The 11,407-nt window shown below is 66.0% G+C and carries 11 protein-coding genes; 1 reads left to right on the forward strand and 10 read right to left on the reverse strand.

What is annotated here, in order from left to right:
- The 7 genes from Q7J26_RS07020 to Q7J26_RS07050 form a co-directional block, all read right to left on the reverse strand.
- Positions 1–214, reverse strand: a 214-nt coding sequence (locus Q7J26_RS07020) for a LacI family DNA-binding transcriptional regulator (RefSeq protein WP_304935774.1), incomplete at its 3' end; no start/stop codon positions are given.
- A gap of 78 nt (positions 215–292) precedes the next feature.
- Positions 293–1,450, reverse strand: coding sequence for a rod shape-determining protein RodA (rodA, locus tag Q7J26_RS07025; RefSeq protein WP_304935775.1), 1,158 nt, complete (start codon positions 1,448–1,450; stop codon positions 293–295).
- The gene (gene mrdA, locus Q7J26_RS07030; protein ID WP_304935776.1) at positions 1,450–3,510 is read right to left on the reverse strand and encodes a penicillin-binding protein 2; all 2,061 of its coding nucleotides are present in this window, start codon (positions 3,508–3,510) and stop codon (positions 1,450–1,452) included. Before mrdA ends, rodA begins: the two co-directional genes overlap by 1 nt.
- Entirely contained in the window at positions 3,507–4,025 is a 519-nt protein-coding gene (locus Q7J26_RS07035) for a hypothetical protein (protein ID WP_304935777.1), read from the reverse strand. The genes mrdA and Q7J26_RS07035 overlap by 4 nt, the downstream gene beginning before the upstream one ends.
- Positions 4,022–5,164, reverse strand: coding sequence for a rod shape-determining protein MreC (gene mreC, locus Q7J26_RS07040; RefSeq protein WP_304935778.1), 1,143 nt, complete (start codon positions 5,162–5,164; stop codon positions 4,022–4,024). Before mreC ends, Q7J26_RS07035 begins: the two co-directional genes overlap by 4 nt.
- A gap of 150 nt (positions 5,165–5,314) precedes the next feature.
- The gene (locus Q7J26_RS07045) at positions 5,315–6,355 is read right to left on the reverse strand and encodes a rod shape-determining protein (protein ID WP_008260883.1); all 1,041 of its coding nucleotides are present in this window, start codon (positions 6,353–6,355) and stop codon (positions 5,315–5,317) included.
- 283 nt (positions 6,356–6,638) lie between these two features.
- Positions 6,639–7,352 carry a TVP38/TMEM64 family protein gene (locus Q7J26_RS07050; protein ID WP_304935779.1) on the reverse strand — a complete coding sequence of 238 codons (714 nt, stop codon included), beginning with the start codon at positions 7,350–7,352 and terminating at the stop codon, positions 6,639–6,641.
- Between the two features lie 123 nt (positions 7,353–7,475).
- Here Q7J26_RS07050 and Q7J26_RS07055 point away from each other — a divergent pair, with 123 nt between their 5' ends.
- On the forward strand, positions 7,476–8,681 hold the full coding sequence (locus tag Q7J26_RS07055) for a pyridoxal phosphate-dependent aminotransferase (RefSeq protein ID WP_304935780.1): 1,206 nt from the start codon (positions 7,476–7,478) through the stop codon (positions 8,679–8,681).
- Between the two features lie 57 nt (positions 8,682–8,738).
- Here the strand turns inward: Q7J26_RS07055 and Q7J26_RS07060 are convergent, their stop codons facing one another.
- The 3 genes from Q7J26_RS07060 to secF all read right to left on the reverse strand — a co-directional run.
- A complete protein-coding gene (locus Q7J26_RS07060) occupies positions 8,739–9,167 on the reverse strand; it encodes a hypothetical protein (protein WP_304935781.1) in 429 nt (142 codons plus the stop codon).
- Positions 9,115–10,422 carry a cation:proton antiporter gene (locus Q7J26_RS07065; protein WP_304935782.1) on the reverse strand — a complete coding sequence of 436 codons (1,308 nt, stop codon included), beginning with the start codon at positions 10,420–10,422 and terminating at the stop codon, positions 9,115–9,117. The genes Q7J26_RS07060 and Q7J26_RS07065 overlap by 53 nt, the downstream gene beginning before the upstream one ends.
- Positions 10,423–10,587: 165 nt before the next feature.
- Positions 10,588–11,407 (reverse strand): protein translocase subunit SecF (secF, locus tag Q7J26_RS07070; RefSeq protein WP_304935783.1); only part of this gene is annotated, 820 nt, incomplete at its 5' end.

Raw genomic sequence — 11,407 nt, forward strand, 5'->3', positions numbered from 1 at the left:
CGATGCGCCCGCCCCCCGCTCGGGCCAGGATCCGTGCGGCCGGATCAGGCACATAACCAGTCTCGCGGATAATGGCCTCGACCCGGGTCCGCGTCGCCTCGCGCACGCGGGCGTCGCCGTTGACGACACGCGACACGGTCATCGGCGAAACGCCGGCCAGGCGCGCGATGTCGCCCATGGTGTGGTTACGGCCTTGGCCGGTCTTGGAATTCATCGACAGACACGACCACAGGCGGGCGGCGTCTGTCCAGAAGCCAGGCTTCCATCGGCGCGAAAGCTTAGGATCAGCCCCCTAGATGAGGCCATGCCCCTTGGGCAGTTCGGCGTAACGGTGGACGCGGGTCGCCATCACCAGGCCGAAGCCGATCATCACCGTCAGCATCACGGTGCCGCCATAGGACAGCAGCGGCATGGGCACCCCCACGACCGGCGCCAGCCCCATGACCATGGCGCCGTTGATCAGCACATACATGGCGAAGGTCGCCGTGACCCCCGCCGCCGCCAGCCGCCCGAAATGGCTATGGGACAAAGAGGCTATACGTAGCGAGATCAGGATGATCGCCGCATAACAGGCCAGGATGGTGAAGGAGCCGACAAAGCCGAATTCCTCGGACACCGCCGCAAAGATAAAGTCAGTGTGCTTCTCGGGCAGGAACTCCAGCTGGCTCTGACTGCCGAGACCAAACCCCTTGCCCAGCAACCCGCCCGACCCCAGGGCGATCTTGGACTGCATGATGTGGTAGCCGGTGCCCGACGGATCAGCCTCGGGGTTCAGGAAGGTCAGCACCCGGTGGCGTTGATACTCGTGCATGCCGAACATCACATAGGGCGGAACCAGCGCCACGGCCGCCGCGCCCACGGCGGCGATGATCTTCCAGCTCAACCCCGCCATGAACATGATGGCCGCGCCGGTCAGGCCGATCAGCATAGCCGAGCCCAGGTCCGGCTGGTGCGCCACCAACAGGAAGGGCAGGCCGATGATGCCGATGGGGAAAATCAGCTTCCAATGGAAGCTGGCCTCCTTGGCCGAGGCCCCGTGATACCAGCGAGCCAGGGCCAGAACGACGCCGATCTTCATGATCTCGGACGGCTGAATACGGGTTACGCCCAGGTTCAGCCAGCGCGTCGCGCCCATGGCCGTATAGCCCAGACCCGGCACCTCGATCAGGGCCAGCATCAGCAGGGCCACCCCATAGACGGGATAGGCCAGGCCGAACCAGAAGCGGATATTGACCATGGACAGGGCCAGCATCAGGGCCACGCACATGCCGAACCGGATCAGGTGCTTCGCCGCCCACGGCGACCAGGAGCCCCCACCCACGGAATAGAGCATCAGTGCGCCGGTGCCGGACACCACGCAGATCAGAGCCAGCAGACGCCAGTCGATCTGGCTGATCTTGGTCGAAACGCGCTCGCGTTCGCCGGGACGGGACAGGGCGGAGGCGGTCATCAGCGCGGCTCGGATAGATAGGGACGTGGACCCGTGGTGACGGGCGGCGTCTGACGCGTGCGACGTGTCGTCTCAGCCCCCACGACATCCGGCTCGGGCGGCGCAGCGCCTTCCAGTTCCGCTGTTTCCGCCGAGGCTGTCGGCTCCGGCGGCGGCGGCCGAGTCATCCGCGCCACCATGTCCGGATCCTTTAGCAACACCGTGCGCATGATCTCGCGCGCCCGGGGAGCGGCGGCGGTCGATCCGGCCAAGCCGCCGTGCTCAATGATGACGGCGATAGCGTAGCGTGGCTCGTCCACAGGCGCGAACGCCACAAATAGGTTGTGGTCCTTCAGCGCCCAGGTCACATCCGCGCTCTTGCGCGAGCCGGTCCCGTAGTTGCGCACCTGCGCCGTACCCGTCTTGCCGGCCATCTTGATGTCGCCAAGCCCTAGCTGGCTCTGGCGATAGGCGCCGCCCCCGACGTCATTGGCCACCGCCACCATGCCCTGACGAACGATTTCAAGGTGTTCGGGTGGGAAAGGCAAATCGGGCACCGCGGCGCCGCTGGGCTGGTCCACCCCGCCCACCGACTTGATCAGACGCGGCATGATCGCCTTTCGGGCGTTGGCGAAGCGCGCAGTCGTCACAGCGAGTTGCAGAGCTGTGACGTTCACGTCGCCCTGCCCGATCGCAACCGACAAGGTCTCGCCTGGATACCATGTGCGAGAATCAGGGTTCGGATTGTTCTTGTTGTAGTTTGCCTTCCAGGCCCGACTGGGGATCGATCCGGCCTTCTGGTTGCCGACTCCGATGTCATAGGTCTGCATGAAGCCGATCTTCTTGCCGACCTCTTGAATCTTGTCGACGCCGGCTCGATTGCACATGTGATAAAAATAGACATCGCACGACGTCTTGATCGCGTCATGCATGTTCATCGGGCCGTGGCCGCCGGGCTTCCAGCAGCGGAACGTCCGTGACCCAAAGCGATAGCCGCCGGTGCAGACCACCCGCTCTTCTGGATCGACCCCTGCCTCCAGCAAGGCCAGCGATGTCGTGAGCTTGAATGTCGATCCGGGGTGGAAGACGCCGCCGATGGCCTTGTCGAGCAGCGGCTTGCGCTCGTAATCGCGAAGGGCGCTGTAGACGTTGGAGGGAATGCCGCCAACAAACAGGTTGGGGTCGAATGAGGGCGCGGACACCATGCAGAGGATGTCGCCGTTGCGGACGTCCATCACCACGCAACCGCCTGACTCTTCACCGAACACTTCCAGCGCCCGGTTCTGGACATCGGCGTCCAGAGTGAGAACGACCTCCTTGCCCGGCACGGCGGTGCGTGAACCGCCGATATCCTCGGCTACTACGCGACCCCGAGCGTCCACTTCAACGCGGTTGCCGCCGGGCTCGCCGCGCAAGGATTCGTCCAGCGCCTTTTCGACGCCTTGGCGTCCGATACGGAAACCGGGGTTGAACAGCAGCGGCGGCACCGTCTCGCCCTTGTCGCGGATCGCCTTGACGTCGCGATCCGACACCTTGGCGACATAGCCGATGACATGGGCGAAGGCGCCCCCGAACGGGTAGTAACGAGCCTCGTTCATGTCGGCCATGACGCCGGGCAGTTCGTTGGCGTACTGGTTGACCTTGGCGAATTCTTCCCAGGTCAGGTCGCTCTTGACCGGAACGGGATTGAACTTGGGCGAGGCGTTGACGTCGCGGATGATCGCCCGTCGCCGCTCCAGGGTATCGGGCAGCAAACGACCCAACAGATCCAGCGTCTGATCCAAGTCCTTGGTCTCGTCACGGATCACCAGCACCCGGAAGCTGGGCCGGTTGCCGGCGATGACCACGCCGTTGCGATCCTTGATCAGGCCGCGCGGCGGTGGGACCAGACGGAAATTGAACTGGTTCTGCGACGACAGGGTCGCATATTCCTGGGCCTGAACGACCTGAAGCTGGGCCAGCCGCCCCACCAGGGCCGTGACGCCCAGGGCCGTCAGGCCGCCGAACACGAAGGTGCGGCGCAGGAAGGACCCCTGCCGCTCGTTGACGTCGGAAAAGAAGATCGAGGGTTCGCCGCTCATCGGAACCGGATATCCCCGTCGTCGAACCGCTCCAGCATCCAGTCGGCGATTGGATACAGGATCAGGGTCGGCAGAATCTGGCCGATCAGGGCCAGGATCGCCGGCGGATTGCCCGCCCGCACCGCCACGATCACATAGGCGACCAGGAAGGCGGCCAGGGTGCAGGCCATATACCAAGCAAAGCGGATCACGCCCTCATGCCCGGCCAGAAGATTGCGGGACAACAGGATCACGACATAGACGCCCATCAGGCACAGGGCCCAAAGGCCCAGAGGTCCGTTCCAGAACAGGTCCAGAAACAGACCGAGCGCGAACAACACCGCCGGCGCCGTCATCGACGGACGGATCAGCGGCCAGGCGAAGGCCAGCACCATCGGGAAGACAGGCTCGGGCAGCATCAGACCGAACAGTTGCACGGGCGTCGCGAAGATGAGGGTGGCGGCGATCGCCGCCAGGGCCGGATAGACGATCCATTGCAGAGGTCCGACGACGCGGACCGCGACCGGACGTCTCACGTCGCGCCCTCCGGCGCCTGAGCGGCCGTCGGTTGGGGAGATACGGTCGCCGCCGGCGCTTCGGCGGCGGGTCGGGGTTGCACCGGACGGGTTTGGGTCGGACGCGCTTGGGGCATCGGCGTTGTCGCAGTCGGCGGCGCGGCGGCGGCGGCGCGCGCCCGTGCCGCTTGGGCCTCCGCAGCCGCCTGCCGGCGTGCCGCCGCGTCGCCTATGGCGCCCGCCTGCTCAGCGTTCGGCGGTGGCGCCGTCGTCAAACCGGCCAGAGGCGGCGCATTGAGCGCGTTCGGATCGATCAGTTGGCCGAAGTCCTGGAACAGCAGAACCCGCACATAGTCGATGGCGCCACGATCGCTGAACAGTTTCACGCGCCAGCTGCCGTCGATCCCTTTGGCCGCCACGCCGATGGGAATGCCGCGCGGCAGGCCGCCGCCATCGCCGGAGCTCAGGATCCGGTCGCCCGCCTGCACCGAACCGACGCCGCGCACGAACTCCAGCCGGGGGTTGTCGCTGCCGTCGCCGGTCAGCAGGGCGCGGGCGTCGGTGCGATCCACCAGGACCGGAGTGCGGGACGCCACGTCCGTCAGCAGCACCATCCGGCTGACGCCGCCGGTGACGCCGGTGACGCGGCCGATCAGACCATGCTCATTGATGACCGGATTGCCGATCCGCACGCCTTTTGACGCGCCGACATCCACCAGCTTGGCGCGATTGAAGGGTCCGCGCGCATCCGAAATGGCGCGCGCCGTCACCATGGGCACGGCCGGCTCGGTCCGCAGGCCCAGCATGGCTTCATAACGGGCGTTGACGTTTTTCAGGGCGATGGCCTGGTCGCGCCAAGGCTCCAGTTCGGCGACCTCGGCCTTCAGCCGCCGGTTTTCGGAAACAGCGAAGAAGTACCCGCCGATATAATCGGTGACGGCGCCGACCCAGCGCACCGGCGCGGCGAAGACGCCGCTGACCGGCCCGGTCACCGAGGCCGCAGCCCCCCGCGCCGCGCCATAGCTGGAGCCGCCGTCGGGGGTCGTGCGGTCGCTGACAAGTAGAAGAGCCGCGCCTGCCATGGCCACGACTGCGACCACCGCGGCGGTCCAGGCCAGCGGCACTTTCAGGTTTTCAAAAGGGCCGTCGCGAAACGCCACGGGCGACCTTCCACACAAGGGGTTGGAATCGGCAGGCGAGCCCTGCCGTCATGCTTGCCTATCGCAAAATCAGGGCCGGAATGGAACCGTCGATCACGAAGGGCTGAAAAGGATTTGCGGCCAGGCTTTCGCCCAGCCGCAGATTGGAGATCAGAGCGCCGAGTCGAGTACGCCCTTCATCCAGCGCGGATGTTCCAGCACGCGGCCGCAGCCGATGGCGACACACGACAGCGGATCGTCCGCCACCGAAACCGGAAGGCCGGTGTGATCGCGGATCTCGATGTCCAGGCCGCGCAGCAGGGCGCCGCCGCCCGTCAGCATGATGCCCTTGTCGGCGATGTCGGCGGCCAGTTCCGGCGGGGTGGCTTCCAGCGCGACCTTCACGGCCTCGATGATCTGGGTCACCGGCTCGGCCAGGGCTTCGGCGGCCTGGCGTTCCGAGATGCGGACCTCGCGCGGCACGCCCTGCATCAGGTCGCGGCCCTTGACCTCGATCGACAGGCCTTCGCCGTCGGCCGGGATACGGGCGGTGCCGATGTCCTTCTTGATGCGCTCGGCGGTCGTCTCGCCGATCAGCAGATTATGGTTGCGGCGCATATAGCTGATGATGCTGTCGTCCATCTTGTCGCCGCCGACGCGGACCGAGCGCGAATAGACGATGCCCGACAACGACAGCACGGCGACTTCCGTCGTGCCGCCGCCGATGTCGACGACCATCGAGCCGGTCGGTTCGTGGATCGGCAGGCCGGCGCCGATCGCAGCCGCCATCGGCTCGTCGATCAGGCCCACGCGGCGCGCCGAGGCGTTCAGGCAGGAGTCGTTGATGGCGCGCCGCTCGACCGCCGTGGCGCCCGAGGGCACGCAGACGATGATCTTCGGGTTCACGAAACCCTTGCGGTTATGCACCTTGCGGATGAAGTGCTTGATCATCTCTTCGGCGACTTCGAAGTCGGCGATGACGCCGTCGCGCATGGGGCGGATGGCCTCCATGTGGCCCGGGGTGCGGCCCAGCATCTGCTTGGCCTCGATGCCCACGGCGTGGACGATCTTGCGTCCGCCGACATTGCGCAGGGCCACGACCGAAGGCTCGTTCAGAACGATGCCCTTGCCCTTCATGTAGATCAGGGTGTTGGCGGTGCCCAGGTCCATCGCGATGTCGTTGGAGATCGCGCCGAAAAGGGAAAAGCTCATGGGAATCGATACCGTTGTTCTTTGACCGAGGGCGTCAGTTTCGCAGTTGAAGTGGCGCCGCCCCGTCGTCCCTGCATCCCCTTGCCGGACAACTTCCTGATCGTCTTCGCCACGTCTACCGTTGGCTCGTGTGCCCGTATGAAACAGGGAATACAACCCCCTTCGCGCACCGGATCCAAGTTCGCCCCCAACCCTGTGGAACAGCCGCGCTTGGGGGTGTTCACGTTAGCGTCATGAGGGCGGGAAACAGGCTGTGAAACATGCTGCATCCCCCTTGTCGGGATCAGTCGCCGCGAGCGACTTCGCGCCGCTTCACCCATTCACGAACACCCAGCATCAGGACCAACCAAGCCAGGGCCACGCCCGCCAGTATGGCCGAGGTCCAGATCCCGTCTCCGCTGACCGCCGTCATGAAGGATCCGCCGAAGAAGGCCACCAAGGCTGTCTTGGGCAAGACCCCCAGGGCGCAGCCGGCCAGGAAGCCGGGAAACGACGCCCGCGCCGCGCCGAACGCCATATTGACGACGATGAAGGGGGCCGAGGGCACGTTGCGGATCATGAAACTGGCGTAGAAGGCGTTCTTGCCCACGAACCGGGTCAACCGCCCCACCGTCTTGCCGCCGTGCCGTTCCAGCAGGCGCGCCGTCGGCCCGCGCCCCATCCAATAGGTGACCGCAGCCGACACGACTGTGGCGATCCAACTGTACAGAAACCCGAACCACGGCCCGAAGGCCACGACGCAGGCCGCGATCAGGATGAACTGCGGCGCGCCGAAGAAGGCCGCGAGCGTAAAGACGATTATGGCGGCCGGCAGCCCCCAAGGCCCATGCCTGAACCCGCCCAGCCAGGCCTCCAGCCTCACCTCGGCGTCCAGCCCCATCTGGCTCTTGCCCACGGCGAACAGGGCGATCATGGCGCCCAGCAACAGGGCCGTCGCCAGCACGGCGCGCCAGCGACGCGCCTCCATGTTCGATAGAAAATCGATGATCCAGCGCATCAGGTGCGCCGCTTATCACCCCGACCGCGCATTAGCGAGCGTCGGCGGATTGTCCCGAACGGCGACGGCGCGTAAGGAACCTCGCCTTCCCCGGCACGAACCTCCAAGATCGACGGGATACCCATGTCCAGCCTGCAATCTTCCGCCCTCGCCCGCGTTAAGCCCTCGGCCACCATCGCCGTGACCGCCCAGGCCCGGAAGCTTAAAGCCGAGGGTCGCGACGTGATCGGCCTCGGCGCCGGAGAGCCGGACTTCGACACCCCCGAGAATATCAAACAGGCCGCCATCGACGCGATCAACCGCGGCGAGACCAAGTACACCGACGCCGACGGCATGCCCGAGCTGAAGAAGGCCATCGTGGCCAAGTTCGCCCGTGAGAACGGTCTGACCTACGACGTGTCGCAGATCCACGTCGCCCCGGGTGGCAAGCCGGTCATCTTCAACGCCCTGGTCGCCACCCTGAACCCCGGCGACGAGGTCATCGTGCCCGCCCCCTACTGGGTCTCCTACCCCGACATGGTGTTGCTGGCCGGCGGCGAGCCGGTCACCGTGGTCGGCGAGGAGAAGGACGGCTTCAAGCTGCGTCCCGAGGTGCTGGAGGCCGCCATCACGCCCCGCACCAAGTGGCTGATCCTGAACAGCCCGTCCAACCCCACCGGCGCCGCCTACACCCAGGCGGAGCTGCTGGCCCTGGCCGACGTCCTGCGCCGCCACCCCCACGTCTGGGTGCTGACAGACGACATGTACGAGCACCTCGTCTATGGCGACTTCGAATACACCACCCTCGCCCAGATCGCGCCGGACCTGATCGACCGCACCCTGACGGTCAACGGCGTATCCAAGGCCTATGCCATGACCGGCTGGCGCATCGGCTACGCCGGCGGTCCCAAGCCCCTGATCGACCTGATGCGCAAGGTCGCCAGCCAGACCACCTCCAACCCTACCAGCATCAGCCAGTGGGCGGCGGTCGAGGCCCTGAATGGCACCCAGGACTTCATTCCCGAGCGCAAGGCCGCCTTCGAGAAACGCCGCGACCTGGTCGTCTCGATGCTGAACCAGGCGACCGGCCTCACCTGCGCCACACCCGAAGGCGCCTTCTACGTCTATCCGTCCATCGCTGGCCTGATCGGCAAGACGACGGAGACGGGCGTGGTCATCGACGGCGACAGCACCTTCGCCGCCGAACTGCTGAACGCAGAAGGCGTCGCCGTGGTCCAGGGCGAGGCCTTCGGCCTGTCGCCCTATTTCCGCATCAGCTACGCCACCTCTGACGCCGTGCTGGAAGAAGCCTGCACTCGCATCCAGCGTTTCGCGGCTTCGCTGCGCTGAATTGTCAGACGGGCGAAGGCTTCGGTCTTCGCCCGTCTGACGAAACGGCGCCGCAGCTCAGAGCACCGCCACTTTCGCCGGAACCCTCTGATCGCGCGTGCCCTGCGCCGTCGCCACGCCGTTCTTGACCAGGGCGATCCCGACTGCACCCACCCCGCCGGTCTTCGTCAGGGTGCAGCGCCCGTTGTCGCCGGGCAGGCGGCCGTGTTCATTCCCCTGCCCTGCCTGGGTCATGACGTTCAGCCAGCGCCCGCGCTCGTATGTGCTGACCCACACCGTCACCGGCCGAAACCGGCACTCCAGCGTCCATGACACGCCCTCGGGCGCCGCGACAGACCAGTGGAGGCCGGAATAGGCGTCCTTGCCCACGTCGGTCTGGGCTGCAGCCGGACCGGCCGCCGACAGTCCCAGAGCCAGAGCTGTGATGATGGCTTCAGGCCGTCGTCGGCTGGGCCTGTCGCACCGTGTCCTCGTCGTCGTGCTCATTCAACGCCCCCAATTCACCCCGCTCGCGCGCCTTGTCGCCATACAACCATTCAAACAGCGGCGACGCCATCAAGGTTGTGATGATGGCCATCAGCACCAGGATCGAGAACAGGGCCGGGCCGATGATTCCGCGCTGCAGACCGATGTTGATGATGATCAGCTCCATCAGCCCGCGTGCATTCATCAGGGCGCCGATCCCCATGGCCGTGGCGTTGTCCTGACCGGTCAGCCGCGCCGCCGCCCAGCAGGCGCCGCCCTTGGCCAGAATCGATCCCGCCAGGATGACCAGGGTCACGGCGATCAGGCCCAGATTATCGACCATGGTCAGTTGGGTGTTCAGTCCCGAGAAGGTGAAGAACATCGGCAGCAGCACCAACACGGCGAACGGCTCCAGCTGGCGCTTGATCTCCTGGGTCAGCAGACCGCGCGGCATGGCGACGCCCAGGATGAAACCGCCGAACACCGCATGGATGCCCACGGCATCCATGGCCCAGGCGCTGAGCATGAACAGGATCAGCACGATTCCCAGCACGGTCGGACTAACCCGCCCTTCCCGCTCGACCGCCCGCCCCAGGGGCGCCAGCAGTTTGGGGCCCAGGGTCAGCATGAACAGGGCGAAGGCTCCACCGCCCGCGATGGCCGTGACCGCCACCATCGGCCCGGCGCCGAAACTGGCCAGCACGATGGCCAGAACGCACCAGGCGCCCGCGTCGTCGATCGCTCCGGCCGCGAGCGAGAGCGAGCCCAGCCGCGTCCCGCTCAGCCCGCGCTCATGGATAATGCGCGCCAGCATGGGAAAGGCTGTGATCGATATGGCCGCGCCCATGAACAGCATAGCCTGCCAGGTCACGATCCCCTCGCCGAACAGGCCAAGGCTCACCAGCCAGGGCGCAATGGCCACGGCCACCAGAAAGGGCGCCCCCATCCCCGCCAGAGACACGGCCGCCGCACTGACCGCATGAGCCCGGAAATGGTCGCGTCGAAAGCCCAGTCCGACCAGGAACATGTACAGGCCTACCCCCAGCTGGGCGCCGACGAACAGGATGGATCGCGACTCCTGGGGGAACAGCGCCGCCTGGAGATCGGGCGCCAAAAGGCCGAACAACGACGGCCCCAGGATCACGCCGGCGATCATCTCGCCCACCACCTGCGGCTGGCCCAGCCAGCGCTTGGCGGCCCAGCCCACAGCGCGGCAGGCGGCGATGATCACGGCCATCTGCAGAAAGAAGGCCACGCTCAACTCGGCGTTCGTCATTGGCTGGTCCCTCCCCAGGGCGCGTCGCTCTTGAGAACGATCACAGGCGTTTAGTGTATCGCCGACCGCCCTGAACTCAAGCCACACTCACTCCCTGCGGCTCATTGCGCAAGAAAAAGGCCCGCGTGTTTCCAAGCGGGCCTCAGATCTCGCAGACCTCGGGTCTCAGGGCCGGCTGGCCATGCCCAGCTTGATCGGCTTGGCGTCCTCGGCCAGAGCGCCGCGCTTGACGCCCCACAGCAGGATGATCGGCGCGCCGACGTAGATGGACGAATAGGTGCCGATGATGATCCCGAACATCAGGGCGATGGAGAAGCCGAACAGGGCTTCGCCCCCGAACACCGCCAGGGCCGCCAGCACCATGACGGCGGTGACGCCGGTGATGATGGTCCGCGACAGGGTCTCGTTCAGCGACAGGTCGATGACCTCGCGCAGCGGCATGGTCTTGTACTTGCGCAGGTTCTCACGAAGGCGGTCAAAGACGACGACGGTGTCGTTCATCGAATAGCCGATGACGGTCAGGATGGCGGCCACCATGTTCAGGCTGAACTCCAGCCGGAACAACACGATCAGACCGAAGGTCAGGATCACGTCGTGCAACAGGCCGATCACGGCGCCGAAGCCGAACTGCGGCTCGAACCGGAACCAGATGTAGAGGAACATCAGCCCGATGGCGACGGCCAGGGCCAGAAGGCCCGAGGTGAACAGTTCACCCGAAACCTTGGAGCCGACGACGCTGACGCCCGAATATTGGACCTCGCCGACGGTCTGGCTGATGGCGCTCTCGACCTGATTGACCACCTGGGTCTGGTCGCGGCCTTCCGGCACCTGGAAGCGCAGGATGGCGGTCGAGCCGTCGTTGATATTGTTGTCGCGCCGGGCGATGCCCTGAACCTGGACGTCGCCCAGGTTCAGGTTGTTCACCGACTCACGCACGCGATCCAGCTCAATGACCTGACCAGCCGGCTTGGACACCTCCATCGAG

Origin of the sequence: Brevundimonas sp., assembly GCF_030656255.1 — a bacterium.
GTDB lineage: Bacteria > Pseudomonadota > Alphaproteobacteria > Caulobacterales > Caulobacteraceae > Brevundimonas.